The following is a 24,620-nucleotide window of genomic DNA, read 5'->3' on the forward strand; positions in this document are numbered from 1 at the left end:
CATGAGCCGCAAGCGCATGTCCCTTCTTTTTTGGCGATTCATGCTCAAACATGAATCGAATGGCGCGGGTCAGACAGTTTCGTCGCCGCCGTGTTCGGATTCACCACGCTTGACCGCGCCCGCCTGTGCAGACTGGACGCGTGATTGCAGGACGTGATGAACCGCAGCCGTCTTGGTTGACTCGGAATTCGCGCGTGCGCCCGTAGGCACGTTAATGGCCAGAAAAGCTGCCGAAACCATGAGGAAGCTCTGGATGTGTCTTTGTTTCATATCGTTATCTCCTTCTAACTGCATAGCTACATCTTGCTTTCGGGGACGAACACGCGCGATCTGAACAGCGCGGAAACTCCCGAAAGCGACATTTTAGACACACTTCAGCCTTAAGGTTCCGCGAGTGTGTCGTTTTTACACGCGGTAACAAAACTAACGCGTTCAGGACGAAACCTTCATCGTTTTGACGCAAAGCATCGGTAAGTGAGCACTTTTTAACGGGTAAATCCCACTGTCTCGAAAGGGTGTGCCCCGGCAAACTGGAATGGCGACCAGTGCGTCCACAAGATGCCACGGTCCGAAACATGCTTTGGTGATCCCAAACCTCGGGTGGAGGAAGACACGTAATGAACGCCCCGCTAGACGCAGAACAAAGAGCTTCGCTAGAAGCCGCTCTGAAATCCGTCACTCTCGACGACAAATACACGCTCGAACGCGGCCGCGCCTATATGAGCGGCATCCAGGCGCTGGTTCGCCTGCCGATGCTCCAGCAAGAGCGCGACAAAGCCGCTGGCCTGAATACCGCCGGATTCATTTCCGGCTATCGCGGATCTCCCCTCGGCGGCCTCGATCAATCGTTGTGGAAGGCGAAGAAGCACCTCGCCGCGCATCAGATCGTGTTCCAGCCGGGCGTGAACGAAGACCTCGCGGCGACTGCCGTCTGGGGTTCGCAGCAAGTCAACCTGTACCCGAGCGCGAAGCACGACGGCGTGTTTTCCATGTGGTACGGCAAAGGTCCGGGCGTCGATCGTTCGGGCGATGTCTTCAAGCACGGCAATTCCGCAGGATCGGCCGCGCACGGTGGCGTGCTCGTGCTCGCCGGCGACGATCACGCCGCGAAGTCCTCGACGCTCGCGCATCAGTCGGAGCACATTTTCAAGGCGTGCGGTCTGCCGGTGCTGTTTCCGTCGAACGTGCAGGAATATCTCGATTTCGGCCTGCACGGCTGGGCGATGAGCCGCTATTCCGGCCTGTGGGTCGCGATGAAATGCGTGACCGACGTGGTCGAATCGTCGGCGTCGGTGGATATCGATCCGCATCGCACGAAGATCGTGCTTCCGACCGATTTCGCGATGCCCGATGGCGGCCTGAATATCCGCTGGCCGGACCCGCCGCTCGTGCAGGAAGCGCGTCTGCTCGATTACAAGTGGTACGCCGCGCTCGCCTACGTGCGCGCGAACAAGCTGGACCGCATCGAGATCGATTCGCCGCAGGCGCGCTTCGGCATCATGACCGGCGGCAAGGCGTATCTCGACGTGCGTCAGGCCTTGACCGATCTCGGTCTGGACGATGCCACCTGCGCGCAGATCGGCATCCGTCTCTATAAGGTCGGCTGCGTGTGGCCGCTCGAAGCGCAGGGCGCGCATGAGTTCGCGCGCGGGCTGGAAGAGATTCTCGTCGTCGAAGAAAAACGGCAGATTCTCGAATACGCGATCAAGGAAGAACTCTACAACTGGCCGGATGCGCAGCGTCCGCGCGTCTACGGCAAGTTCGACGAAAAAGACGGCGCAGGCGGCGAATGGTCCGTGCCGATGGGCAACTGGCTGCTGCCCGCGCACTACGAGTTGTCGCCGGCCATCATCGCGAAGGCTATCTCCACGCGTCTCGAAAAGTTCGACTTGCCCGCCGATGTGCGCGCACGCATCGCGGCGCGTCTTGCGGTGATCGAAGCGAAGGAACGCGCGCTCGCGCGCCCGCGCGTGGAAGCGGAGCGCAAGCCGTGGTTCTGCTCGGGCTGTCCGCACAACACATCGACGAACGTGCCGGAAGGCTCGCGCGCGATGGCCGGAATCGGCTGCCACTACATGACGGTGTGGATGGACCGCAGCACCAGCACGTTCAGCCAGATGGGCGGCGAAGGCGTCGCATGGGTCGGTCAGGCACCGTTCTCAAACGACAAGCACGTGTTCGCCAATCTCGGCGATGGCACGTACTTCCACTCCGGCCTGCTCGCGATCCGCGCGGCGATCGCGGCGAAGGTGAACATCACCTACAAGATTCTTTATAACGATGCCGTCGCGATGACCGGCGGCCAGCCCGTCGATGGCGTGCTGACCGTGCCGCAGATCACGCATCAGCTTGCGGCGGAAGGTGCGGCGAAGATCGTCATCGTCACGGATGAGCCGGAAAAATACACGGCGAGCGTTGGGCTTGCGCCGGGCATCGACGTGCATCATCGCGATGAACTGGACGACATTCAGCGTCAATTGAGAGAAGTTAGCGGCACGTCGATCCTGATCTATGACCAGACGTGCGCGACGGAAAAGCGTCGCCGCAGGAAGCGCGGCGCGTATCCCGATCCGGCGAAGCGCGTGGTCATCAACGAGGCGGTGTGCGAAGGTTGCGGCGATTGTTCGGTGAAGTCGAATTGCCTGTCCGTCGAGCCGCTGGAAACCGAATACGGCACGAAGCGGCAGATCAATCAATCGACGTGCAACAAGGATTATTCGTGCGTCAATGGCTTCTGCCCGAGCTTCGTCACGGTGGAAGGCGGTCAGTTGAAAAAGCCGAAAGCAACGAGCGTCGGCGATGACGCCATGCCGCCCGTGCCCACGCCCGAACTTCCGGAGATCGCGCGGCCGTATGGCGTGCTTGTTACCGGCGTCGGTGGAACGGGCGTCGTAACGATCGGCGCGCTGCTCGGCATGGCGGCGCATCTGGAACAGAAAGGCGTGACCGTGCTCGATGTCACCGGTCTCGCGCAGAAAGGCGGCGCCGTGATGAGCCACGTGCAGATCGCGAATCGTCCGGCCGATATTCATGCGACGCGCATCGCGATGGGTGAGGCGGATCTCGTCATCGGGTGCGACGCCATCGTGACGGCGAGCAACGAATGCGGCTCGCGGATGCAGCCGGATCACACGCGCGTGGTCGTGAACAGCGCGGCGACGCCGACGGCGGAGTTCATCAAGAATCCGAACTGGAGCTTTCCGGGCGCGAGCGCGGAGGCGGACATCCGCGCGGCGGCGGGTGAGCACGTGGCCCTCGTCGATGCAAACCGCTTCGCCCTCGCGCTGATGGGCGATGCGATCTACACGAATCCTTTCGTGCTGGGTTATGCGTGGCAGAAAGGATGGGTGCCGTTGCGGCATGAATCGCTGGTTCGGGCGATTGAACTGAACAACGTACAGGTCGAAAAGAATCTGGCCGCGTTCGAATGGGGCCGCCGTGCCGCGCACGACGTGGAGAGCGTGAAGCGCCTGACGAACACGCAAGCTGCTGCGGGCAAGGTGGTCGCGCTGCATACGCCGAAGGCGCTGGATGCACTGATCGACAAGCGTCTCGACTATCTCGCGAAGTATCAGAACGCCGCGTATGCCGCGCGTTATGGGCGGCTCGTCGCGGAGGTGCGCGCTGCGGAAGCGGGTCTTGGCATGAGCGACGGGCAATACGCGCTGACCGAAGCCGTCGCGCGGAACCTGCACAAGCTGATGGCCTACAAGGACGAGTACGAAGTCGCGCGGCTTTATGCGGACCCGGTGTTTCTGGACAAGGTTCGCGGAAGTTTCGAAGGCGATTGGAAGATCAAGATCCATCTCGCGCCGCCGTCGCTTTCGAAGAAGGATGCGCACGGTCATCTGGTCAAAAAGCAATACGGCCCGTGGATGATGTCGGCCATGCGCGTGCTTGCACGGTTGAAGTTCTTGCGCGGGACGTCGCTCGATCCGTTCGGGCGCACGGAAGAACGCAAGATGGAGCGGGCGTTGATCGCGGATTATGAAGCGCTGGTGCGTGAGTTGATGGCGGGGCTTACCGCGCAAAAGCTGGCGCTTGCGGTCGAACTCGCGAATCTGCCGGACTCGATGCGCGGTTACGGGCACATCAAGGAAAACAACGTGAAGGCGGCGAAGATCAAGTGGGAAAAGCTGCTGGCGCGGTGGCGGACGGATGAGGGTGGGGAGAAGCGGCACGTGGCATAAGTAGAAACGGCTCGCGAAAGCGGGCCGTTTTTTTAGATCGTCTATTTCACGCCGTTTTATTTCCCGCCGTACATGGCGTCAATAAAACGTTCCGCTTCGTCGATGCTGACTCGTTCAAATGGCGCAGCATAATGCGCATACAGTAAAGGCGTGCCTTTTCGATAAATCTGCTTTACGGCCAGTCGAAACAACGAACCCACAGGGTATTGGCTACGCATGCTTTTGCTGCACTCCACCCGCAGATCCACGTCGAGGCCTTGATCCGGCAACGGTCTGACGCGGACGTCCGCCGATGAAAGCTCCCCCCGGTTTCGAAAAGTTTCTACGATGATTTCCATGCTCAAACTGTGCGGCTTGTTTCGGAAGCCGTATTAAATCATACGGGCCATCGCCGTTTATCTACTGCGCGGGATATGCGCTTTCAAATGGATGAAATTGCCTGGCTAAATCAAACACAAAAAAACGGCGACCCCGTCACCCGGATCGCCGTTCTCCTAACAACGCTGAACTCTACTTAGCCTGCACCTTCGCCACACTCGCATTAGCGCTCGCCACCGCCGTCATATTGATAATCCGCCGCACCGTCGCTGCCGGCGTAAGAATATGCACCGGCTTCGACGCGCCCAGCAAGAACGGCCCAACCGTCACGCCCTCGCCGCTCACCATCTTGAGCAGGTTGTACGTGATATTCGCCGCTTCCACGTTCGGCATGATCAGCAGATTCGCCTCGCCCGAAAGCGTGGTGCCAGGAAACGCCGCCTTGCGCACGGTTTCCGACAACGCCGCATCCCCATGCATCTCACCGTCGATTTCCAGCTCGGGCGCACGCGCCGCGATCAACTTGCGCGCTTCCGCCATGCGCTTGCTCGACGCACTCGGCACGCTGCCGAAGTTCGAGTTCGACACCAGCGCCACCTTCGGCACCACGCCGAAGCGCTCCATCTCGCGCGCCGCGAGAATGGTCATGTCGGCGAGCTGCTCGGGCGTCGGCGTTTCGTTGACGTACGTATCGCTGATGAACAGATTGCGGCCCTGAAGCATCAACAGGTTCATCGCCGCAAAGTTGTTCGCGCCTTCCGCCTTGCCGAATACCTGATCGATGAACTTGAGGTGATCCTGATACGTATCGATCAACCCGCAGATCATGCCGTCCGCATCGCCCATATGAACGAGGATCGCGCCGATCAGCGTGTTGAACTTGCGCAACGCGGCCTTCGCGCCTTCCGGCGTCACGCCCTGACGCGCCGCGATCTCGTGATACGCCTGCCAACTCTTCTGATAGCGCGGATCGTCTTCCGGATTCACGATCTCGAAATCGACGCCCGGCTTGAGCTTCGAGCCCATCTTCTGCAGACGCATCTCGACCACCGCCGGACGTCCGATGATGATCGGCTTCGCGATCTTCTCCAGCAGCACGAACTGTGCGGCGCGCAGCACGCGCTCGTCCTCGCCTTCCGCGAACGCGATGCGCGCAGGCGCTGCCTTCGCCGCCGCGAACACCGGACGCATCACCATGCCGGTGCGATACACCGTCGCGCCGAGCGTTTCGCGATAGGCGTCCATATCCTTGATCGGACGCGTCGCCACGCCCGAATCCATCGCGGCTTGCGCCACGGCCGGCGCGATCTTGATGATGAGGCGCGGATCGAACGGCTTCGGGATCAGATATTCCGGACCGAATTCGAGCGAATGACCTTCGTAGGCCTTCGCCACTTCATCGCCCTGATCGGTTTCTTCCGCGAGTTCGGCAATCGCGCGCACGCACGCGAGCTTCATTTCCTCGGTGATGGTCGTCGCGCCCACGTCCAGCGCGCCACGGAAGATGAACGGGAAGCACAGCACGTTGTTGACCTGGTTCGGATAGTCCGAACGGCCTGTGGCGACGATGCAGTCCGGCCGCACCTTCTTCGCTTCCTCCGGGCGGATTTCCGGCTCCGGATTGGCGAGCGCGAGAATCAGCGGCTTGTCGGCCATGGTCGCGACCATTTCCGGCTTGAGCACGCCCGCGCTCGAACAGCCGAGAAACACGTCGCAGTGGTGCATGGCGTCGGCGAGCGTGCGCGCATCGGTCGTGGCTTGATAGCGTTCTTTCGAGGCATCGAGGCTGCCGCGTCCTTCGTAGATCACGCCTTTCGAGTCCGTCACGAGCGTGTTCGACTTCTTCAGACCCAAATCCACCAGCAAATCCAGACACGCGATGGCCGCCGCACCCGCACCCGAACAAACCAGCTTCACTTCTTCCAGCTTCTTGCCCACTACCTTCAGTCCATTGAGAATCGCCGCCGACGCAATGATCGCCGTGCCGTGCTGATCGTCATGGAAAACCGGAATCTTCATGCGCTCACGCAGCTTCTTCTCGATGTAGAAGCATTCCGGCGCCTTGATGTCTTCGAGATTGATGCCGCCGAGCGTCGGTTCGAGCATTGCGATGGCTTCGACCAGTTTGTCCGGATCGGTTTCGGCCAGTTCGATATCGAACACGTCGATGCCCGCGAACTTCTTGAACAGGCAACCCTTGCCTTCCATCACCGGCTTGGCCGCCAGCGGGCCGATGTTGCCGAGCCCGAGCACCGCCGTGCCGTTCGTCACGACGCCGACCAGATTCGCGCGTGAGGTGTACTTCTGCGCGTCGAGCGGCTCGTCGTAGATCGCCATGCAGGCGGCTGCCACGCCGGGCGAATAGGCGAGCGACAGATCGAGCTGATTGGACAGCGGTTTAGTCGGCGTCACCGAAATTTTGCCGGGACGCGGATTCTGGTGATACGCGAGAGCGCTTTGCTTGAGTTGTTCGTCCATGATGACCTGATGTCCTGAGACCTTTGGGAATTGTTTGAACAGGGTTCACACGCCGGCGACCGCCCAACATTGCGAGGGGGTGTGAATGAATGGACCAATGTTTTCAGTCGCCCGGCGCGTCGGATAGACGCAGCGTTCCGCGGGCAAGGATGAGGCCGGCGGACGGAGCTTTGGTTTTTTTGGGATGTTCAGTGTACACCGCGCATTCGCAATGACGCGAAGCAGCATCGACGCGGCCGGAGCAGGGTTTTACCGGGGCCGAGGGTCTTCGAACATGACTTCGAACGTTCGTGTCGGACGGCTCGTTTTCAGAGGAAACCGAGTTCGGGTAAAATGGCGGGCTACGCGCGCAGGGAACGCGAAACCGGTCCGCCGGATCGCTCGTTTTGCGTCAGACCATGCGCCAGGGCCCACGCGGCCGCCTTCTCGCTTTTGCAAGCGTCACATTCAAGTCCAAGGATTCGCCCATGACAGGCTTCGATCGCCAGACGATCTCCGACACCACCGCCAAGATGCTGCTCGAAGTGCAAGCGGTGCATTTCAACGCCGAGAAGCCGTACATCTTCACGTCCGGCTGGGCGAGTCCGGTGTATATCGACTGCCGCAAGCTGATCTCGTATCCGCGCGTGCGTCGCGGCCTGATGGAAATGGCCGAAGCCACCATCCTGCGCGATGTCGGTTACGAACAGATCGATGCCGTGGCCGGCGGCGAGACCGCGGGCATTCCGTTCGCCGCGTGGATCGCCGATCGTCTGATGGTGCCGATGCAATACGTCCGCAAGAAGCCGAAGGGTTTCGGCCGCAATGCGCAGATCGAAGGCCTGCTGACCGAAGGCCAGCGCGTGCTGCTGGTGGAAGACCTGACCACGGACAGCCGCAGCAAGATCAACTTCATCAATGCGCTGCGCACGGCGGGCGCGAAGGTGAGCGACTGCTTCGTGCTGTTCCACTACAACATCTTCAAGGAAAGCGTGTCGGTGTTGAAGGATATCGATGTGGATTTGCACGCGCTCGCCACGTGGTGGGACGTGTTGCGCGTTGCCAAGGAACAGGGTTATTTCGAAACGAAAACGCTCGATGAAGTCGAGAAATTCCTGCACGCGCCGGCTGAATGGTCAGCCGCGCATGGCGGTGCAACTGCCGCGCCGCAGTGAACGATTGCTGAGTAACAGCTTTAAAATGAAAAAACCGCTGATTAAATGTCAGCGGTTTTTTATTGGCTGGGCTTCGGCAATTAAAGCTAAATCGAGTCCGGCGCGGGCGCGGGTATATCTTCCAGCGATCCATCTCCCGAATACGCAGATAGATTCATTAATCCGTTGCTTTGCGCATACTGGAACAATTCCGAATCCCGTTCGATGCCGAGTTTGCGCATCGCCGTATTCTTTTGCGTGCTGATGGTTTTGATACTGCGGCGCAATTGCCCCGCAATTTCAGTGATCGTCATGCCGGACACGAACAAACGCACGACTTCGAGTTCGCGTTTGGAAAGAACGACGCTGCGTTGCTGGCCGCTCGCACCCATGCCCATGCTGTCCAGCGCCGTCTTGACCGACGGCCCGAGATACTCCTGCCCGCGCATGACGTGCTGAATGGCCCAGCCGATATGGTTCATGTCGTCGGCCTTATTGATGATCGACATCACGCCGACCTCGCGCAAACGCTTCAGCAAGGCCGGATTCTCGAGCATGGTCAGCACGACGAGCTTCACGCGCGGAAACTGCCGCCCGATATAGCCGAGCAGCGGCATGCCGTCCCCGTACGAACCGCCGGGCATGGCGAGATCGGTCACGAGGACGTCGCAAGGCGTCTTTTGCAACTCCTGAATGAGTTCGGTCGATTGGCGCGCTTGTCCAACTACATCGACTTCGGGAAACTTGTTTAATGCCTGGGTCGCTCCAAACAAAATGACGGGATGGTCGTCTGCAATGATGACCTTTATTCGCTGGCTCATTATTTCTCCCTCTTCGCGAACCGATTGGATGCCGTGCGAATCAACCTCGAATGCTCATTTTCTGATCAAAAGAGTGCTAGTTCATCACCGCTGCGGGGTTCGCAGCTAACGCGTCGAATCAGCGCCATAGGCTAAGTCTCAAGGTTCAAGCTTTTAATGCTTTGTTGCAATGTTAAACTGCAACCTCCTTCCAAGCTCATCTCTGAGACAAAATACATCGTTGCGGTCGGCGAAACGCGATTAGTGCGGACGCTACTGACAGGAGTTCAGCTCATGCGCCTCGCATGTCGAATGATGAGTTTGCGTTCTCGCGTCGTATTTGCGCTCGGCATCGGCGTGACGGCGACCGTTTTTTCTATAACGGACGATGTCGCCGCCGATCCCGCCTTCACGGTTTCAAGCACCGACATCGTTCCGGGCAAGACGGTCGGACGCGACCTGCTTTTCGACGACTCCGAATGCAAGGGCGGCAACCGCTCGCCGCAATTGTCGTGGCGCGGCGCGCCCGACGGCACGCGCAGCTTCGCCATCACCATGTACGACCCGGACGCGCCGGGACGCGGCTGGTATCACTGGGCCGTGGCGGGCGTTCCGCTCGGCGTCACGCATGTGGCGGCCAATGCCAGCGCGTCCGGCACGCTGCGCAAGACCGGCGCGGTCGAAGCCCGCAACGACTGGGATACCGACGGTTACGGCGGCCCATGCCCGCCGCCGGGCAAGCCGCATCGTTATGTCGTGACGGTGTATGCGCTCGGCACGGACGATCTGCGCCTGCGCCAGGGCACGCCCGCGCTCATGTTCGAACATGAAATCCGCACCGCGGCACTTGCTTCTGCGCAACTGACTTTCACTTACGGCCGCTAGCGCTTCTCGTTGCGTCCGAGCGTGCGCTCGCGCCGGTTGCGTGCAAATTGGCTTTGCTAGACTGAGTTCGCCTGTCTGCCGGCCGCGCGCGACATCGTTCCGCGCATCGTCCCCAATCAACCGCGCATCGCACTTCGATAGCTGAGATCGCGGCAAAAGGAAGCCATGCCGAACATCATCATCGTTTATCACAGCGGATACGGTCACACGAAGAAAGTCGCGGACGCCGTGCTCGCCGGTGCAACCGATGCCGGCGCCCACGCAACATTGCTAGCCGTCAGCGATATCGACGACGACGCATGGATCGCGCTCGATGCCGCGGACGCGATCGTTTTCGGCGCGCCGACGTACATGGGCGGCCCGTCCGCCGACTTCAAAAAATTCGCCGACGCCAGCTCCAAACCGTGGCTCGCGCAAAAATGGAAGGACAAGATCGCGGCGGGCTTCACGAATTCCGCGCACATGAACGGCGACAAATTCCTGACCATTTCCTACTTCGTCACGCTGGCGATGCAACACGGCATGATCTGGGTCGGCACCGGCATGATGCCGTCGAACACGAAAGCCGCCACGCGCAACGACCTGAACTTCGTGGGCGGTTTCACCGGACTGCTCACGCAATCTCCCGCCGATGCCACGCCCGAGGAAGCGCCGCCGCCCGGCGATCTGGAAACGGCGAAGGCGTTCGGCGCGCGCATCGCGCAGGTCACGGCGCGCTGGATCGGTGCCGAGACGGCATCGAAAGCGTAGACATCAGCGCGTCTCGAAATCGCCTTAGAATGTGAGTTTTTGCGGCGGGCGAACGTGCGAGCGTGCGCGCCGGCCTTGAACGAGCGAGATCGAGATGACCACGAAAGTATTTGTCGACGGACAGGAAGGCACCACGGGCCTGAAGATTTTCGAATTCCTGTCGGGGCGGCGTGACATCGAGGTGCTGCGCATCGACGACGCGAAGCGCAAGGACGTCGAGGAGCGCCGCCGGCTGATCAACGAATCGGACGTGACGTTTCTGTGTCTGCCGGATGCCGCCTCGCGCGAATCCGTGTCGCTGGTGGCGCCGGACAATCAGCGCACCGTGATGATCGACGCGAGCACCGCGTTCCGCACGCAGGACGACTGGGCGTACGGGCTGCCCGAACTTACGCGCGCGCAACGCGAGCGCATGCGCACGGCGAAGCGTATCGCGGTGCCGGGATGCCATGCATCGGCGTTCGTTTTGTCGATGCAACCGCTCATCGCGGGCGGCCTCGTGCCGGCCGATTTCGACGCGCACGCGTATTCGATCACCGGCTACAGCGGCGGCGGCAAGAAGATGATCGCGGAATACGAAGCGGGCAGCGATGCGCGTCTGATGAGCCCGCGTCCGTATGCGCTGGGCCTGACGCACAAGCATCTGCCGGAAATGTCGGTGCGTTCCGGTTTGAAGCGCGCGCCGATTTTCACGCCGATCGTCGGCCCGTTCCTGAAGGGTCTCGCGGTGACGACGTATTTCTCGCCCGACCCATTGACGCGTCCGGCCAGCCCGCGCCAGGTGCGCGACATGCTCGCCGAGTACTACACCGGCGAACCGTTCATCCACGTGATGCCGTTCGACGCCGAGACCAACCTCGACGGCGGTTTCTTCGACGTCCAGGCCTGCAACGAGACGAACCGCGTCGATATCTTCGTGTTCGGCAACGATGAGCGCTTCGTGACGGTGGCGCGTCTGGACAATCTGGGTAAAGGTGCGTCGGGCGCGGCGATTCAGTGCATGAATCTGGCCATCGGCGCGGAAGAGACGGCGGGATTGACCCGCTAAGCATCAAAACAGGCTTCGGAAGGCCGATCTGCTCATAGGCAGGTCGGCTTTTTCATTTGCGCGCGGGCAAAAAAAAGCCCGCCTGGTTTGGCGGGCTGAATCCATATCAGTGGAGACATGGAGGAGACAGGAATAATCCTAACAACGTTTTTGATGCGACGCAACATTTGCGGTATACCGAGTTGCACGGATGCAACTGATCCGCTCAAGGCTGCGTCATCGACAAGATGAAAGTCAGTTGATCCGCCGACACCGGCTTGACGAGATGCACGTCAAATCCCGCACTTTGCGTCATTTCGCGATGCTGCGGCTGGCCCCAACCGGTCAGCGCGACGAGCAGCATTGCGTGACCGGCGGGCAATTCGCGCAGCGCGCGGGCGGCGGCGAGTCCATCGACGAATGGCATGCCGAGGTCCAGAATCACGACATCGGGCAGGAATTGTTCGGCTACCGCAACCGCCTGCGCGCCGTCGCCGGCGAGCGCGACCTCGTATCCCATTTCGCCGAACAGATGCGCGAGGCCTGCGAGGGCATCGTCGTCGTCATCGGCAATCAGGATGCGTTTGGTCACGATAGCCTCACCGCGCCCCGTATATCTCAAGCGCGAGCTTGTTGCTGCCCGCCTGCGCTGCCGTGATCTCGGTCCGCGCGCCGCGTGCGCCGAGGTAGAAATGCTGACGGGCGGGCGAATTCTGATCGTGCGTCGCGTCTGGAAGGCAGGACGCGATATCCGCCGCCACGCCTTGTAATGCATCCGCGCTCGATCCGCCGTGCGGCGTCCACGTGCAGCGATAGTTCGTCTGCGATGCCGCGCATTTCGGATCGTCGCCGTAGGACAGCGCGATAGGGCGTCCATCGAATGCGCTTAATGACGAGAAATTCGGCGATGCCGCGATCACGCGCTTGAGCGCATCGCAGGGGCTGGGGGTGTCGTCGGCGTGCGCGGACGTGCTCATCGCCGCCGCGCACACCGCTGCAAACATGACGAGCCGTCGATCGAAAGGCATGGCTGTCTCCTTCCTTGCGTTCTTATCGTTTATCTATGCCTAATTGATGAGCAAAACGTGCGCCCGTTCGTGCAGGAGATTGAACGACCTTTAGCGCGCTGCCCGCCGCGCCGCCACTTCTCCAAGCACCGCGAAATCCTTGTCGCCGTCGCCGTGCGCGAGGGCATCGACGAGGTTATTGCGGATGACGCTCGCTACCGGCAGCGGCACGTTCACCGCATCGCCTGCCGCAATCGCAAGCCGTACGTCCTTGAGACCGAGCCGCGCCTTGAACATCGCCGGTTCGAAACGGCGCTCTGCGATCATCTTCCCGTAACCCTGATAGACCGGGCCGGGAAACAGCGAATTCGTGATGACGTCGAGTAGCGTTTGCGCTTGCATGCCGTGGCCGCTCACGAGCGCGGCCGCTTCGCCGAATGCCTCGATGGCCGACGCCAGCATGAAATTCGCGGCGAGCTTCAAAACGTTCGCGTGGTGCGGCTCCTCGCCGACGCGCCACGTCTTTTGTCCGAGCACATCGAACACGGGCTGCACGTGCGCGATGTCCGCCTCCGCGCCCGCCGCGAGAATGTTGAGCTTGCCCGCCGCCGCGACATCCGGCCGCCCGAGCACCGGCGCCGCCACGTAACCGATGCCGTGCTGCCGGTGCATCTCCGTCAATTCGACGGCCAGCGCTGCCGAGATCGTCGCCATGTTGACGTGCACGAGGCCCTTGGGCGCGTGCTTGAGCAGCGCGCCGTCCAGCAGCAGCGAGCGCAGCGCGTTGTCGTCCGCGAGCATGGAGAACGCGGCATCGCCGGAAAACGCCTGTTCGGGCGTATCGACCACCGACGCGCCCTGATCCGCCAGCGCGCGCGTTTTGTCGCGCGAACGGTTCCACACGCGCACCGTGTGACCGGCCTTCAGCGCGTTGATCGCCATTGCGCTGCCCATCTCGCCCAAACCGATGAATCCGATATCCATGTCGTTCTCCTTTCGATGTCCGCCGACGCCGACGCGGAGCGCCAGTAGAGCACATCGACCGGCAGCGCGCACAAGCCGCGGATGCCATACTTCCTGCATGATCGATGCGCGCTTTCGTTTCCATCGCGAACTGAACGATTTCCTCGCGCGGCCGCAGCGCGGATGCACGTTCGCGTGCGCGTGTCCGGATGGCTCGTCGATCAAGCATATGATCGAGGCGCTAGGCGTGCCGCATACGGAAGTCGAGTTGATTACGCGCAATGGTGAACCCGCACGTTTCGATGCGCCGGTCCAACCGCACGATGTCATCGAAATTTATCCGACGCGGCACGCGCCTTTCGATCCCGAGCCGGGCGCGCTTCTTCTGAGGCCACCGTTGCGCGCCGCCGATCTGCGCTTCATCGCCGATGCTCATTTAGGCGGACTCGCGCAACTGCTGCGGCTTGCGGGTTTCGATACCTGCTACGACAACCACTTCCTCGACGAAACGATCGAACGGCTGGCGGAAGCCGAATCGCGCATCGTGCTCACGCGTGACCGCGAGTTGCTCAAGCGCAGAACCTTGCTGCGCGGCTGCTATGTGCGCGCGCTGCAAGCCGACGAGCAATGGCGCGAAATCGCGGATCGGCTGGACCTTGCGGCGCATGTCCGCCCTTTCCGCCTCTGCCTGATGTGCAACGCGCCGCTGCGGCGTGCATCGCTCGATGAAGTCGCGGACCGCGTGCCGGATGGCGTGCGCGAGCGGCATTCGCGGTTCGTCACCTGCGATGTCTGCCGGCGCGTGTTCTGGGAAGGCACGCACTGGCGGCGCATGCGTGCGCGCATCGATTCGCTGGCCGACGCGACGGCCCGTGAGCGCACGTACAATACGGGCCCTGTCGATTAATTGCTGCAATGGAGCATCAAGTGAACAAATTTCAACTCGAACAAACCAAGGCGTTCAAGCTGGCCAACGAACTGAAGCAAGGCGGCAAAGGCCGCGCGGATCAGGGCGCTGCGAAGCCGGATCGTCGCGAGCAGCGCAAGTTGGATCAGGCCAAAGGGCTGGTGCCTTTTGCGTGCAAGCTGGATGAGAAGCTGGTGACGCAATTGAAGGAACGCGCGGCGACGAATGAAGGCGGGATGACGGAGGTGCTGGCGGAGTTGTTGGTGAAGGCTGGGCTGGAGCGGTAAGCGTTATTTGTCGGTGTAGTGGCCGCGACAGCGATACACGAGTATCCGAGCATCCGTGACGGCGTAGAGAATCCGATTCTTTTGATCGATTCGGCGCGACCAGACATTCGGATTGTGCCGGAGCGCTTCGGGTTTCCCAATTCCGCTAAACGGGTTTCGGCGGCATTCATCGAGCATCTGCGCCAGCTTGATGAACGCCGCTCGATCCGCCCATCGCCAGAAAAATTAATCCAGCCAGCTCTCTGTTGAAAAATCGACTCCGCGTAACATGACGTTCTCTGCTTCCAAGTGCTGATTGACATGAAGACGTCTGCCGACGCCTTCTGAACTCGTTGATTACAGCTCTTCAGGTCCGCGCAGTTTGTCTGGCGTATATCCCAGAGCCGCGAAAGAGGCCATCGATGCTTCGGTGATTCGCGCGTCGTTCTCGATCATGAACTTGTCGATGATGCTCAATGTCTCGGGAGTCGCGTCGGTCATGAGCGGAATGACCGCGTCCCAGTCCATTCTGTTCAGATGATCTTCCAGTTCTGTCGCATTCCGAATTTGTTTGTCTAAAGCCAATTTCCTTCTCCTCGCCTGATCGTCGAACTGCTCAGTTCACGACACACATCGAGCAACACTGCGTCGTGGATGACAAGTTAAACATGACTAACGAAGGAAAGAAACCTGGCTGAATGGCATAGGAGGATTCGTGTTCGAAGAAACCGCGCACAAACAAAAGCGCGCCGAGCCATAAGACCCGACGCGCCCATCACGTCTTCGAAACCTCTTTAAGCCTTCTTCACATACGCACTGCACCAGCCCTTCGACGCAACCTGCTTGCTGCTGAACATCGGGCACGGCGCAAACGCATCGGCCGCCTTGCCTTGGTAGAACTGACAGTTGCCGCAGTCCTCACCCGCCGCGTACTTGGCGTACTTGGCCTTGTCGACCTTGGTCGCATCGGCCTTATAGCCGAGAGCTTGCGCGGTGGGATCGTTTTCATCGACTTTCGGTGCATCGGCCAGCGCGACGCGAGAGCCCAGCGCCAGCGTCGAGGCAACGCCCACGCCAGTCAGGATAAACGTGCGACGAGATGTCTTCATGGTGACTCACTCCATGTTGTATTGGGGGAAACGCCGTTCTTGGCGACGGCGGTTCCTCAGCATAGCAACGTCGAAGGGAATCGTTACAGCCAAATGTTGGAGATAACTTCCAGCAGAAAGTCGTTCGTAAGCTGAACGCTCATGTCCGCGTCATGTCCGCCACGCGTTCCGCGATGGCAAGCGATGCGGTCAGCCCAGGCGATTCAATGCCGTACAGATTCACCAACCCCGGCACGCCATGCGCCGACTTTCCCTGAATGATGAAATCCGCTGCCGCTTGTCCCGGTCCGGAAAGCTTCGGACGAATGCCCGCATAGGCCGGTTGTAACGCGCCATCCGGAAGCGCCGGCCAATACGCGCGAATTGCGGCGTAGAAAGATTCGGCGCGACGCGGATCGACATCGTAATTGAGCGACTGCACCCATTCGACGTCCGGTCCAAACTTCGCCTGTCCGCCGAGATCGACGGTCAGATGCACGCCGAGTCCCGCCTCATTCGGCATCGGATAAATCAGGCGTTCGAACGGCGCGCGTCCGCTCACGCCGAAGTAATTGCCCTTGGCGAAGTAAAGCGGCGGCACGTGACGATCGTCCAGACCGCGAATACGCCGCGCGATTTCATTGGCATGCAGACCCGCGCTATTGATCAGATACGAGGCACGCAACTTGGTCGGCGAATCGCCGCCCGTTTCGACGATGATGCAACCCTCGCGCGCATCGATGGACGTGACCGGCGTATGAAACACAATGGCCGCGCCGTGATTCTCCGCCTCGCCCTGCAACGCGAGCATGTACTGATGACTATCGATGATGCCCGTGATCGGCGACCACACCGCCTCGACGCATTCGAGGTGCGGCTCCATCTCCTTCGCCTGCGCGCCGCTGATCCGCACCAAGCCCTTCACGCGATTCTCGATGCCCTTCTGCTCCAGCGCCGCCAATTGCGGTATCTGATTGCGCGCGGTCGCCACGAGCAACTTCCCGCATTGCTGATGCGGCACGCCGTGCGCCCGGCAAAACTCGTAAAGCATGTCACGCCCGCGCACGCATAATTCCGCCTTCAACGAGCCACGCGGATAATAAATGCCCGCGTGAATCACTTCGCTATTGCGCGAACTCGTGCCGACGCCAATCGCCTCGCCCGATTCCATCACGATGACTTCGCGCCCGCGCATCGCGAGCGCCCGGGCAATCGCCAGCCCGACCGCGCCTGCTCCGATCACCACGCATTCGATCCGATCCATGTTGTTCGCCCGCCGCCGATGTCGTTTCTACACTGCATTCATTCTACGTTCGACACTATTGCGGGATACACAATAAACGCATGCCGATTAAACCATTTTCCGCAGCAATGCAGAAAAAGGCACGAAAATGGCCGTTCGATGTCAAAAAAGCCAGGTTTCGACGGGGTTTTTGGCAAAAACAAAAACGCGCGCCGCTCAGAAACCGATCGATTTTCGCCGCGATTGGCGATCCAGCACGATATCTTTCGCCTCGACGCAATGCCGCCCGTCGATGCGCGCATTGCCGAATGCATTGAGTACCGCACGCCGCATGCCGCGCGGCGATGCTTCCGTCAGCGCATCGAGCGGAGCGTCGCCGAGCGTTTCGGGGAAGCGCGCGCCCCACGTGTGCGCATTGCGGATTTCGGCGTAAATTGCCTGCGCAATACGGCGCGCGCCGTCGCGGTCCGGCGCTGGAATCTCGTACACGTTCATGCGGTTCAGAAGCGGTTCGGGAATGCCGCGCGCATCGTTGGCCGTGGCGATCCACACGACATTGCCCGCGTTGATCGGCACTTCCGCGAATTCATCGACGAAACTTTGCGCGGTGTCGTGCTCCAGCAGCGCGTAGAGTGCGCCGAGCGGGTCGTATTGCGCATCGCCCGTGGCCCTGTCGATTTCATCGACCGTAATCACCGGATTCGCGTAGCTGCCGTTGACGAGCGCGTCGAAGACCTTGCCCGGTTTCGCGTTGCGCCATTGGGACGACGCGCCCGAAAGAATCCATCCGGCCGTGAGCGAACTCATCGCGACATACTGGCAGGACGTGCCGAGCAAGCGCGCAAGCTGCTTCGCAAAATGCGTCTTGCCGATGCCCGGATCGCCGAGCAAAAGCATCGGCATGAGTTCGAGACGGTCGTCGGTTTCGAGACACAGCGCGATCTGCTTGCGGATATCGTCGAGCGGTTCTTCGAAGTTCGGCAGCGCGGCCGCGAGATCGTCGATCGACGGCATGCGGTTCGGCTTTACGCAGAAGCGCAGATTGCCGACCTTGAGCATTTTTTCGTAGGTGGCGCGCAGGGCATCGCTTGCGCCATCGGAGAGATCATTGAGCGCGGTTTCCACATCGTCGAGACTGTAGACCTTGCTGAACGATGCCACCGCCAGTTCCTGTTTGACCACGGCTGTCGTCATCTCACACCCCGTCTTTTATATGGTCGACGAAGCCAGTGTATCGACGCCAAAACTCCAGGCGAAGCGAGCAGTCTCGTGCGTGTGCTGCCAATTTGCGGGATCGCGCGGCGTCGAAAGCATGCGCGTATCATCTCGCGATCACGGGTGCAAAACGTGCTGCGCACGAGCTATGCAATCACGCAGCCCAATTTGGTAAGGTGGCGCACTGAACCACCGTGCGCCGGAGAAAGCTTTCAATGCAAAAGAGAATCCGCACCGCCTTTTCACGTTATCCGCTTCACGCGTGCGCCTTTATCGCCGCCGCGATGTCCCTGCAAGCGCAACACGCGCTCGCGCAAAGCAGTCCGCCGCAGGCCGTCAGTTGGGAGTTGCAGGTCATGCGCGACGGCCAGCAGATCGATTCGTTTTCCGCCACGACGAGCGTCGGGCAAGCCAAGACGGACACGCATCACAACGTCACGCAAAATCGAGTGGGATGCGCGGATCAGCCCGCGGGCGACATCGACCTGCAACGCACACTGACGGTATCGCCCATTCACGCGAGCGCGGATGACATCACGCTCGCCATCGACGCACAGGAAACGCTTCAGGACGACTCCACGCGCACGCTGCCTTCGGGCTGCAAGGTGCCGCCCGCGCCGCGTCAGGTGAACGCGTCGCATCCGGGATTGGTGCTCAAGCCGGGCGAATGGTCGCAATGGCAGATCGTCGACAAGAATCCATCGCTGGCGTACAAGGTACGAGCGAGCCTCGCGCCGCCCGCTCAATAACGGGCGATGAGAGGCGCGGTGATCTACACTCGTTTGAGGCAAGCGAAGTCCAACGACAACGAACGCATGCGAAACCCAGAACATCTTCCGCCGGCCCACTCCGCTCACACGCACACGCCTGATTTCACGGCGGTGAGCTGGAATCTTCACAAGGGCCGCTCGCCGCTCGGACTGCGCGCATGGAACGCGATGCAGCGCTGGGTCCAGACCACCAACGCGGACGTCTACTTCCTCCAGGAAGCCATGGCGCGCCGCATGCCGCAGCCCATTCTGGCCAGCGGTTTCGGCAAGCCGCTCAACACGCCGCTCGACGATGTCTGGCATTGCCAGGCCACGGAAATCGCCACCTCGCTCGAATTGCAGATTGCCCTCGGGCCGAACGTGTTCAAGCCGTCGTGGCGGCACGGCAATGCCATTCTGTCGCCGCATCCGCTCGATCTTTCCGGACGCTGGGATATTTCCGCGCATCGTTTCGAGAAACGCGGGTTGTTGGTGGCGCGCGCGACTTTTGCCGGTCAGGCCATCACGCTTTTATGCGCGCATCTCGCGCTCACACGTTCGGCGCGGCTGCGGCAGATGAACTGGATCGCGCACTGGATCGACAAGGAAGCACCCGACGGCCCGCTCGTTCTCGCGGGCGATTTCAACGACTGGCGCAATGATTCCGTGCCGCTTTTCGGCGAACTCGGGATGAAGGAAGTGGCGACCATGCTCGGCGCATCGGGACGCACGTTTCCGGCGTTTTCTCCTGCGCTGGCGCTCGACAAGATGTTCGTGCGCGGACTGCGGCCGGTCGAATGGCTCGTGCCGACGCAGGATACGGCGTGGCTTTCGGATCATCTGCCGTACATGGCGCGGTTGCGCGTCGAAGCCTGAACGCCGCCTTACTTAACGCATATTGATCGCCGCTTCCAGTTCGTCGATGGAAACCGGCTTGGTCAGATGCCGGTCGAATCCGGCATCGAGTGCCTGACGACGGTCGGCATCGCTGCCATAGCCGGTCATGGCGAGCAGCAACGCGTGACGCGTCGCCTCGTGCCTGCGCATTTCGCGCGCGACCTCGAAGCCGTCCATGCCAGGCAGACCGATATCCAGCACCACGACATCCGGCCGGAATTCATCGATCGATGCAAGCGCGCGCGGCCCGTCGTGCTCCGTGCGCACTTCGTGGCCCAGCGCTTCGAGCAGCATCGACATGGCGAACGCCGCGTCCTCGCTGTCGTCGACGAGCAAGATGCGGCGTTGGGCGGCCGCGCCGCCGTTCGCTTCGGCGGTGGTGTTCATGCGTGTCCCTGTGATCGGCAGGCGCGCCACGAAGCCCTGAAGCCTTGCTGCGCGCAGTTTTGAGATAGACGCGGCGACTGTAGCACACGGCCTCCGCGCACCGGAAAATGAGGCCGCAACGCGTCGCGCGCCACGTCTGCTAAGGTGAAAACTTCCGCATCGCGTATTCCGCCATGTTCGATTTATTCGACGACATTCCCAAACCCGACATCGTGTGGCTGCCGGACTGGATCGACGCCGACGCCGGTTCCGACCTGATGGCCGCGCTGATCGCCGAAGTCGGCTGGCAGCAGGACACCATGACGACGCCCGGCGGCCGCAAGCCGCTGCCGCGCCTGACCGCCTGGCAGGGCGAGCCGGATGCGGTGTACGTCTATTCGGGCATCCGCAACATTCCGCAGCCGTGGACGCCCGCCGTCGCGCAACTACGCGATGCCGCTCAACTTGCAGCGGGCGCGCGTTTCAACAGTGTGCTGCTCAACCGCTACCGCGACGGTCACGACAGCATGGGTTGGCACGCCGACAAAGAGCGCGAACTGGGTTCCGAGCCTGTGATCGCATCCGTGAGTCTGGGCGCGACGCGCGCCTTCGAGTTCCGCCACGCGCGCACGCACGCGACGCATCGCCTGTCGCTCACGCACGGCAGCCTGCTCGTGATGCGCGGACGCACGCAACTCGAATGGATTCATCGCGTGCCGAAGGAGCCGGGCGCGCGCGGCGAGCGCATCAACCTCACGTTCCGTCATGTCGATGCATCGAAGCGCAAATAACGCGCAGCTTCAAGGCCGTTTCGCCACGAAATCGATCTCCACGAGCGCATCGCGCGCCAGTCCCGTCACGCCGATGCACGTCCGCGCGGGCAAAGGCTTCGGCAGAAAGTACGAGCTGTAGACCGCGTTCATCGCTTCGTAATCGCGCTTGAATTCGGTCAGGAAGATGCGCACGCTCACCACGTTGTCGAGCGTCAGCCCAAGCCCGTTGAGCACGAGAACCAGGTTGCCCATCACGCGGCGCGTTTGCGCGGCGACGCCTTCTGGCAACGGCGCGGCATCGTCCTTGGGATCGGTCGGCATCTGGCCGGTAAGGAACACCCAGCCGTCGGCTTCCGCTGCGTGGGAAAACGGGCCGACCGGCGTGGGCGCGGCATCGATCATCGAAAATTTGGGTTGATGCGTCACAGCGTCTCCTTGTCAGAACCGGCACCTTAGCGCGCCAAAATTCACGCTTCGAAACTCACGCGAACGCGTTTTCCTCGGTCACCATCACGCGGTTGCGTCCGGCCATTTTTGCCTGATAGAGACCGGCATCGGCGCGCGCCATCAGCGAGGCCAGCGTTTCGCGGCCGTCCCATTGAGCGATGCCCGCGCTGAAGGTGTAATGCAACGCGCCGCCCGGCACGCTGCAGGCCGTCGATTCGACCGTCCTGCGCAAATGCTCGACCAGCGCGATGACTTCGCTCACGCGCTCGCCGCTGCAAAACAGACAGAACTCCTCGCCACCGATACGCCCGAACACATCGCCATGGCGGATGCGCGCCGTCACGATGGACACGAAGTGACGCAGCACATCATCGCCCGCGGCGTGTCCGTAGCGGTCGTTCACGCTCTTGAAGTGGTCGATGTCCACCACCGCGACGAATTCGCCGCGCGTTTTTCGAGCATCCAGCCGCGCCGCTGCTGCCTGCAACAACGCCTTGCGCGACAACGCGCCCGTCAGATCGTCGAAGCGCGCGAGATGCTCCAGACGTTGCGCGAGCCGGTCGTGCGCCATCATCACCAGACCGATTGAAAGCGTCGGCAGCACAAGAATGCCAAGCGCGAGAAACGTGATCTGCATCACGCCGGGCTGCAAAAGCGCGGTTTGCGGCGGCGGCGCAACCGCGTAAATCGAACCGCGCACGAGATTGCCGAGCGCGCCGATCGTCGCCGCGCCCGCCACGAAAATATAGTTGTAGCGCGGGCGTTCCGGCGGACGCGAGATGAACACGCGCCCCGCAATCGCCAGATCGCAGGCCGCATGAAACACCGACACGATCACCACACGCTGATGCACGTTCGGCACTAAATACGCGTAATACACGATGCCCAGCATCACACCGAGCCACATGATCCAGCCGATCGCCCGTTGCGCCGGCCGCTCGCGCACGCCGAAGAACTCGTTGCATCCTTCGAAGACGAGCAATGCGGTAGCCGCCAGCGTTTGATTCGCGACGACGACGCCCAGCCACAAGGGCGCGACGTTCTGCATCGAGAACAACACGAGCGAGACGATCGCCAGCAAGTTCGCCCAGATCCAGCGCTGCACGCCGTCGATGCCGTGCGGGCGCAGCGAGATCAGCACGAAGATCGAGAGGATGCTCGACAGCGCGGTGACAACGATGATGCTGACTGGACTGAACATCGCAAAGAAAATGGAATCGGACGGGCTCGTGCGGATATCGCCACTGTTTTAACGGCGTCTCGCGTTGAAACTTGACGCCGTGCCGTCGCCTTTAATAACCGTGATACTCGCGCCAGCGCTCCTCACGACGCATCTCATGATGCCAGCGGCGCTCGCGCCATTCATGCCGACGCCATTCGTGCTCGCGCCAGCGTTCGTCGCGGTAGCGGTCGTAACCGTATTGCGTGTAGACGGGCTGCACCGGCGCATAGTAGGCCGGCACGCCGACGCCGACTGCCACATCGACATGCGCCGACGCCGTTTGCGACACAGCCAGCGCCGCCAGTCCCGCCACCCCGATGATCGCATGGACAATCTTCTTCATTTTGCTTTCTCCTTGCACTCGACGCGTTGCGTGTGAGAAGCAGGATAAAAAGCGACTGAAGACACATGTGCTACGAGCCTGCCAGAAAGGTAACGTCAGGTAACGGTCGGGTATGGCGAATCAACGCACGCGCTTGCCTTGCGCATCGATCACGACTTCACCGTCTTCCTTCGAAAACGGGCCTTGTTGCGGCGGCAGAAGATCGATCACGAGTTCCGATGGCCGGCACAGGCGCGCGCCGTTCGGTGTATCGACGAAGGGTCGGTTGATGAGAATCGGATGCTCCAGCATGGCGTCGATGAGTTGCTCGTCGGAGAGCATGGGATCGTCGAGGCCGAGTTCCGCGAACGGCGTGCCTTTTTCGCGGATGGCATCGCGCACGGAAAGTCCCGCGCGCGCGATCAACGACTTCAGAGCATCACGCGCAGGCGGATGCGTCAGATATTCGACGACCACCGGTTCGATGCCCGCATTGCGAATCAGCCCGAGCGTATTGCGCGACGTGCCGCATTTCGGGTTGTGATAGATGGTGACGGTCATGGACATGTTCCTTTTCATGAGAGCCTCATTGCGCATTTTAGGGCGCGCGCTCGTCCGTATGCAAAGCGGCCAGTCTGACGCGCCTGTCATGTGGACGTCACGCTCTCGACCGGAAGATTTGCGACCATGCAAACAGGCTGTTCTTTCGTCGAATCGCCGCCTATAACTGCAGTGTGCAGTGCGGCATTCTGCTTGTGCCGAGTGGCATGTTTTGTGCGCGGCAGAGCGCGAATCATCGAACTGCGAAGCACGAAAACAACCGTGCGGGCTTGAAGATTTCCCCGATCTATAAGGAGTCGAACATGAAGACACGTCTGGTTTCGATGGCGCTTGGCGCTACTTTGTTTGCCGCTGCCGGAATGGCTTCCGCGCAGCAGATGTATTACCGCACCGCGCAAGTGCCGGGTCAGGCGAGTGCCGATACCTACACGCAAGCGCAGATGGATCAAAACGCCAATCCTTCGACGCAATCCGGCGATCCGTCGTACGGCGGCACGTCGATGATGTCGCGCAGTGCTTCGGGCATGAGCGATAGCGCGGCGTCCAAGCCGTGTGAGCGTGGTCCGAACTGCAGTATTTTCTTTGGGCAATAAGTTACGCCAAGGCCGTAATACTTAGTACGACCATACGCGGCTTCGGCCGCTGCGTTAGCATAGGTGCGCGATTCGGGCGCGTCCGGTATCGAGCCGGACGCGATTCTTTTCCCTTTTCCACGACCGCCATGCAACGCGAAGAATTCACTGCCCTTCTTGCTCAGGAAGGCTTCAACGAAGCAGTCATTGTCACGCGCGAGCCAAACGGTTCGCTCGATGTCCATACGCATCCCTTCGAAGCGAAAGCCCTCATTCTCGATGGCGATCTCACCATTCACTGCGGTGCGGATGCGCGCATGTATCGCGTGGGCGATATCTTCCATCTTGCCCGGGAAGTTGAGCATAGAGAGGTTTATGGACCATCGGGCGTGACTTATCTGGTCGGGCGCAAGTGAGCTTGCTTAACGTATCGATGGAGAT

At 61.0% G+C, this 24,620-nt stretch carries 28 protein-coding genes and 1 pseudogene; 12 read left to right on the forward strand and 17 right to left on the reverse strand.

Features of this window, described 5'->3' with window-relative positions; translation table 11 throughout:
* Positions 1–69: 69 nt before the first annotated feature.
* Complete coding sequence (locus tag ACZCWR_RS00960) at positions 70–270, reverse strand: hypothetical protein (RefSeq protein ID WP_487301890.1); 201 nt, start codon at positions 268–270, stop codon at positions 70–72.
* Positions 271–617: 347 nt separating this feature from the next.
* On the opposite strand from ACZCWR_RS00960, the gene ACZCWR_RS00965 reads away from it, so the two are divergent.
* A complete protein-coding gene (locus ACZCWR_RS00965; RefSeq protein WP_487301891.1) occupies positions 618–4,190 on the forward strand; it encodes an indolepyruvate ferredoxin oxidoreductase family protein in 3,573 nt (1,190 codons plus the stop codon).
* A gap of 56 nt (positions 4,191–4,246) precedes the next feature.
* On the opposite strand, the gene ACZCWR_RS00970 is transcribed toward ACZCWR_RS00965, so the two are convergent.
* Both ACZCWR_RS00970 and ACZCWR_RS00975 read right to left on the reverse strand, forming a co-directional pair.
* Positions 4,247–4,528 carry a hypothetical protein gene (locus tag ACZCWR_RS00970; protein WP_487301892.1) on the reverse strand — a complete coding sequence of 94 codons (282 nt, stop codon included), beginning with the start codon at positions 4,526–4,528 and terminating at the stop codon, positions 4,247–4,249.
* A 172-nt stretch (positions 4,529–4,700) separates the two neighbouring features.
* The gene (locus tag ACZCWR_RS00975; RefSeq protein ID WP_487301893.1) at positions 4,701–6,986 is read right to left on the reverse strand and encodes an NADP-dependent malic enzyme; all 2,286 of its coding nucleotides are present in this window, start codon (positions 6,984–6,986) and stop codon (positions 4,701–4,703) included.
* Positions 6,987–7,453: 467 nt separating this feature from the next.
* On the opposite strand from ACZCWR_RS00975, the gene ACZCWR_RS00980 reads away from it, so the two are divergent.
* Positions 7,454–8,140 carry an orotate phosphoribosyltransferase gene (locus ACZCWR_RS00980; protein ID WP_487301894.1) on the forward strand — a complete coding sequence of 229 codons (687 nt, stop codon included), beginning with the start codon at positions 7,454–7,456 and terminating at the stop codon, positions 8,138–8,140.
* A gap of 86 nt (positions 8,141–8,226) precedes the next feature.
* Here ACZCWR_RS00980 and ACZCWR_RS00985 read toward each other — a convergent pair whose 3' ends face one another.
* On the reverse strand, positions 8,227–8,940 hold the full coding sequence (locus ACZCWR_RS00985) for a response regulator (RefSeq protein WP_487301895.1): 714 nt from the start codon (positions 8,938–8,940) through the stop codon (positions 8,227–8,229).
* 273 nt (positions 8,941–9,213) lie between these two features.
* On the opposite strand from ACZCWR_RS00985, the gene ACZCWR_RS00990 reads away from it, so the two are divergent.
* The 3 genes from ACZCWR_RS00990 to argC all read left to right on the forward strand — a co-directional run bounded on the left by ACZCWR_RS00990 (position 9,214) and on the right by argC (position 11,602).
* Positions 9,214–9,804 carry a YbhB/YbcL family Raf kinase inhibitor-like protein gene (locus ACZCWR_RS00990; protein ID WP_487301896.1) on the forward strand — a complete coding sequence of 197 codons (591 nt, stop codon included), beginning with the start codon at positions 9,214–9,216 and terminating at the stop codon, positions 9,802–9,804.
* Positions 9,805–9,969: 165 nt separating this feature from the next.
* Positions 9,970–10,554 (forward strand): flavodoxin family protein, encoded by a 585-nt coding sequence (locus ACZCWR_RS00995; protein ID WP_487301897.1) that lies wholly within the window; start codon positions 9,970–9,972, stop codon positions 10,552–10,554.
* Between the two features lie 94 nt (positions 10,555–10,648).
* Positions 10,649–11,602, forward strand: coding sequence for an N-acetyl-gamma-glutamyl-phosphate reductase (gene argC, locus ACZCWR_RS01000; RefSeq protein WP_487301898.1), 954 nt, complete (start codon positions 10,649–10,651; stop codon positions 11,600–11,602).
* Positions 11,603–11,807: 205 nt separating this feature from the next.
* On the opposite strand, the gene ACZCWR_RS01005 is transcribed toward argC, so the two are convergent.
* The 3 genes from ACZCWR_RS01005 to ACZCWR_RS01015 form a co-directional block, all read right to left on the reverse strand.
* The gene (locus ACZCWR_RS01005; RefSeq protein WP_487301899.1) at positions 11,808–12,173 is read right to left on the reverse strand and encodes a response regulator; all 366 of its coding nucleotides are present in this window, start codon (positions 12,171–12,173) and stop codon (positions 11,808–11,810) included.
* A 7-nt stretch (positions 12,174–12,180) separates the two neighbouring features.
* Complete coding sequence (locus ACZCWR_RS01010) at positions 12,181–12,609, reverse strand: hypothetical protein (RefSeq protein ID WP_487301900.1); 429 nt, start codon at positions 12,607–12,609, stop codon at positions 12,181–12,183.
* A gap of 90 nt (positions 12,610–12,699) precedes the next feature.
* Positions 12,700–13,572 (reverse strand): NAD(P)-dependent oxidoreductase, encoded by an 873-nt coding sequence (locus tag ACZCWR_RS01015; protein WP_487301901.1) that lies wholly within the window; start codon positions 13,570–13,572, stop codon positions 12,700–12,702.
* A gap of 97 nt (positions 13,573–13,669) precedes the next feature.
* On the opposite strand from ACZCWR_RS01015, the gene ACZCWR_RS01020 reads away from it, so the two are divergent.
* Both ACZCWR_RS01020 and ACZCWR_RS01025 read left to right on the forward strand, forming a co-directional pair.
* Positions 13,670–14,458: a Mut7-C RNAse domain-containing protein gene (locus tag ACZCWR_RS01020; protein ID WP_487301902.1), complete on the forward strand. Its 789-nt coding sequence runs from the start codon at positions 13,670–13,672 to the stop codon at positions 14,456–14,458.
* 8 nt (positions 14,459–14,466) lie between these two features.
* On the forward strand, positions 14,467–14,745 hold the full coding sequence (locus ACZCWR_RS01025) for a hypothetical protein (RefSeq protein WP_487301903.1): 279 nt from the start codon (positions 14,467–14,469) through the stop codon (positions 14,743–14,745).
* A gap of 3 nt (positions 14,746–14,748) precedes the next feature.
* On the opposite strand, the pseudogene ACZCWR_RS01030 reads toward ACZCWR_RS01025, so the two are convergent.
* The 5 genes and pseudogenes from ACZCWR_RS01030 to ACZCWR_RS01050 all read right to left on the reverse strand — a co-directional run.
* Positions 14,749–14,955: pseudogene (locus ACZCWR_RS01030) on the reverse strand (Txe/YoeB family addiction module toxin); the annotation flags it as partial.
* A 126-nt stretch (positions 14,956–15,081) separates the two neighbouring features.
* The gene (locus tag ACZCWR_RS01035; protein ID WP_487301904.1) at positions 15,082–15,309 is read right to left on the reverse strand and encodes a hypothetical protein; all 228 of its coding nucleotides are present in this window, start codon (positions 15,307–15,309) and stop codon (positions 15,082–15,084) included.
* Positions 15,310–15,518: 209 nt separating this feature from the next.
* Positions 15,519–15,833 (reverse strand): high-potential iron-sulfur protein, encoded by a 315-nt coding sequence (locus ACZCWR_RS01040; protein WP_487301905.1) that lies wholly within the window; start codon positions 15,831–15,833, stop codon positions 15,519–15,521.
* A 139-nt stretch (positions 15,834–15,972) separates the two neighbouring features.
* Positions 15,973–17,076 (reverse strand): NAD(P)/FAD-dependent oxidoreductase, encoded by a 1,104-nt coding sequence (locus ACZCWR_RS01045; protein WP_487301906.1) that lies wholly within the window; start codon positions 17,074–17,076, stop codon positions 15,973–15,975.
* A gap of 195 nt (positions 17,077–17,271) precedes the next feature.
* Complete coding sequence (locus ACZCWR_RS01050) at positions 17,272–18,249, reverse strand: AAA family ATPase (protein WP_487301907.1); 978 nt, start codon at positions 18,247–18,249, stop codon at positions 17,272–17,274.
* Between the two features lie 236 nt (positions 18,250–18,485).
* On the opposite strand from ACZCWR_RS01050, the gene ACZCWR_RS01055 reads away from it, so the two are divergent.
* Both ACZCWR_RS01055 and ACZCWR_RS01060 read left to right on the forward strand, forming a co-directional pair.
* Positions 18,486–19,019 carry a hypothetical protein gene (locus ACZCWR_RS01055; protein ID WP_487301908.1) on the forward strand — a complete coding sequence of 178 codons (534 nt, stop codon included), beginning with the start codon at positions 18,486–18,488 and terminating at the stop codon, positions 19,017–19,019.
* A gap of 66 nt (positions 19,020–19,085) precedes the next feature.
* A complete protein-coding gene (locus ACZCWR_RS01060; protein WP_487301909.1) occupies positions 19,086–19,895 on the forward strand; it encodes an endonuclease/exonuclease/phosphatase family protein in 810 nt (269 codons plus the stop codon).
* A gap of 12 nt (positions 19,896–19,907) precedes the next feature.
* Here ACZCWR_RS01060 and ACZCWR_RS01065 read toward each other — a convergent pair whose 3' ends face one another.
* Positions 19,908–20,303 (reverse strand): response regulator, encoded by a 396-nt coding sequence (locus tag ACZCWR_RS01065; protein WP_487301910.1) that lies wholly within the window; start codon positions 20,301–20,303, stop codon positions 19,908–19,910.
* A 173-nt stretch (positions 20,304–20,476) separates the two neighbouring features.
* On the opposite strand from ACZCWR_RS01065, the gene ACZCWR_RS01070 reads away from it, so the two are divergent.
* Complete coding sequence (locus ACZCWR_RS01070; protein WP_487301911.1) at positions 20,477–21,073, forward strand: alpha-ketoglutarate-dependent dioxygenase AlkB family protein; 597 nt, start codon at positions 20,477–20,479, stop codon at positions 21,071–21,073.
* A 9-nt stretch (positions 21,074–21,082) separates the two neighbouring features.
* Here the strand turns inward: ACZCWR_RS01070 and ACZCWR_RS01075 are convergent, their stop codons facing one another.
* From ACZCWR_RS01075 to arsC, 4 genes are all read right to left on the reverse strand, one after another.
* Positions 21,083–21,457, reverse strand: a complete 375-nt coding sequence (locus tag ACZCWR_RS01075) for a RidA family protein (RefSeq protein ID WP_487303203.1) — start codon at positions 21,455–21,457, stop codon at positions 21,083–21,085.
* Positions 21,458–21,536: 79 nt separating this feature from the next.
* Positions 21,537–22,703: a GGDEF domain-containing protein gene (locus ACZCWR_RS01080; protein ID WP_487301912.1), complete on the reverse strand. Its 1,167-nt coding sequence runs from the start codon at positions 22,701–22,703 to the stop codon at positions 21,537–21,539.
* 91 nt (positions 22,704–22,794) lie between these two features.
* On the reverse strand, positions 22,795–23,067 hold the full coding sequence (locus ACZCWR_RS01085) for a hypothetical protein (RefSeq protein ID WP_487301913.1): 273 nt from the start codon (positions 23,065–23,067) through the stop codon (positions 22,795–22,797).
* Between the two features lie 120 nt (positions 23,068–23,187).
* Positions 23,188–23,607: an arsenate reductase (glutaredoxin) gene (arsC, locus tag ACZCWR_RS01090; RefSeq protein ID WP_487301914.1), complete on the reverse strand. Its 420-nt coding sequence runs from the start codon at positions 23,605–23,607 to the stop codon at positions 23,188–23,190.
* Positions 23,608–23,909: 302 nt separating this feature from the next.
* Between arsC and ACZCWR_RS01095 the strand changes: the two genes are divergently transcribed.
* Both ACZCWR_RS01095 and ACZCWR_RS01100 read left to right on the forward strand, forming a co-directional pair.
* A complete protein-coding gene (locus ACZCWR_RS01095; RefSeq protein WP_487301915.1) occupies positions 23,910–24,200 on the forward strand; it encodes a hypothetical protein in 291 nt (96 codons plus the stop codon).
* 128 nt (positions 24,201–24,328) lie between these two features.
* Complete coding sequence (locus tag ACZCWR_RS01100) at positions 24,329–24,595, forward strand: cupin domain-containing protein (protein WP_487301916.1); 267 nt, start codon at positions 24,329–24,331, stop codon at positions 24,593–24,595.
* Positions 24,596–24,620 lie beyond the last annotated feature (25 nt).

The sequence above is a fragment of the Caballeronia sp. A2-2 genome, from assembly GCF_057612605.2.

Coding starts and splice junctions, on each gene's coding strand:
- ACZCWR_RS00980 (WP_487301894.1), top strand. CDS start 7,454: ATGACAGGCTTCGATCGCCAGACGATCTCCGACACCACCGCCAAGATG.
- ACZCWR_RS00995 (WP_487301897.1), top strand. CDS start 9,970: ATGCCGAACATCATCATCGTTTATCACAGCGGATACGGTCACACGAAG.
- ACZCWR_RS01065 (WP_487301910.1), bottom strand. CDS start 20,303: ATGAACACCACCGCCGAAGCGAACGGCGGCGCGGCCGCCCAACGCCGC.
- ACZCWR_RS01050 (WP_487301907.1), bottom strand. CDS start 18,249: ATGACGACAGCCGTGGTCAAACAGGAACTGGCGGTGGCATCGTTCAGC.
- ACZCWR_RS01040 (WP_487301905.1), bottom strand. CDS start 15,833: ATGAAGACATCTCGTCGCACGTTTATCCTGACTGGCGTGGGCGTTGCC.
- ACZCWR_RS00990 (WP_487301896.1), top strand. CDS start 9,214: ATGCGCCTCGCATGTCGAATGATGAGTTTGCGTTCTCGCGTCGTATTT.
- ACZCWR_RS01020 (WP_487301902.1), top strand. CDS start 13,670: ATGATCGATGCGCGCTTTCGTTTCCATCGCGAACTGAACGATTTCCTC.
- ACZCWR_RS00960 (WP_487301890.1), bottom strand. CDS start 270: ATGAAACAAAGACACATCCAGAGCTTCCTCATGGTTTCGGCAGCTTTT.
- ACZCWR_RS01055 (WP_487301908.1), top strand. CDS start 18,486: ATGCAAAAGAGAATCCGCACCGCCTTTTCACGTTATCCGCTTCACGCG.
- ACZCWR_RS01025 (WP_487301903.1), top strand. CDS start 14,467: ATGGAGCATCAAGTGAACAAATTTCAACTCGAACAAACCAAGGCGTTC.
- ACZCWR_RS01075 (WP_487303203.1), bottom strand. CDS start 21,457: ATGATCGATGCCGCGCCCACGCCGGTCGGCCCGTTTTCCCACGCAGCG.
- ACZCWR_RS01015 (WP_487301901.1), bottom strand. CDS start 13,572: ATGGATATCGGATTCATCGGTTTGGGCGAGATGGGCAGCGCAATGGCG.
- ACZCWR_RS01070 (WP_487301911.1), top strand. CDS start 20,477: ATGTTCGATTTATTCGACGACATTCCCAAACCCGACATCGTGTGGCTG.
- ACZCWR_RS00975 (WP_487301893.1), bottom strand. CDS start 6,986: ATGGACGAACAACTCAAGCAAAGCGCTCTCGCGTATCACCAGAATCCG.
- ACZCWR_RS00985 (WP_487301895.1), bottom strand. CDS start 8,940: ATGAGCCAGCGAATAAAGGTCATCATTGCAGACGACCATCCCGTCATT.
- arsC (WP_487301914.1), bottom strand. CDS start 23,607: ATGACCGTCACCATCTATCACAACCCGAAATGCGGCACGTCGCGCAAT.
- ACZCWR_RS01010 (WP_487301900.1), bottom strand. CDS start 12,609: ATGCCTTTCGATCGACGGCTCGTCATGTTTGCAGCGGTGTGCGCGGCG.
- ACZCWR_RS01060 (WP_487301909.1), top strand. CDS start 19,086: ATGCGAAACCCAGAACATCTTCCGCCGGCCCACTCCGCTCACACGCAC.
- ACZCWR_RS00970 (WP_487301892.1), bottom strand. CDS start 4,528: ATGGAAATCATCGTAGAAACTTTTCGAAACCGGGGGGAGCTTTCATCG.
- ACZCWR_RS01045 (WP_487301906.1), bottom strand. CDS start 17,076: ATGGATCGGATCGAATGCGTGGTGATCGGAGCAGGCGCGGTCGGGCTG.
- ACZCWR_RS01085 (WP_487301913.1), bottom strand. CDS start 23,067: ATGAAGAAGATTGTCCATGCGATCATCGGGGTGGCGGGACTGGCGGCG.
- ACZCWR_RS01095 (WP_487301915.1), top strand. CDS start 23,910: ATGAAGACACGTCTGGTTTCGATGGCGCTTGGCGCTACTTTGTTTGCC.
- ACZCWR_RS01080 (WP_487301912.1), bottom strand. CDS start 22,703: ATGTTCAGTCCAGTCAGCATCATCGTTGTCACCGCGCTGTCGAGCATC.
- ACZCWR_RS01100 (WP_487301916.1), top strand. CDS start 24,329: ATGCAACGCGAAGAATTCACTGCCCTTCTTGCTCAGGAAGGCTTCAAC.
- argC (WP_487301898.1), top strand. CDS start 10,649: ATGACCACGAAAGTATTTGTCGACGGACAGGAAGGCACCACGGGCCTG.
- ACZCWR_RS00965 (WP_487301891.1), top strand. CDS start 618: ATGAACGCCCCGCTAGACGCAGAACAAAGAGCTTCGCTAGAAGCCGCT.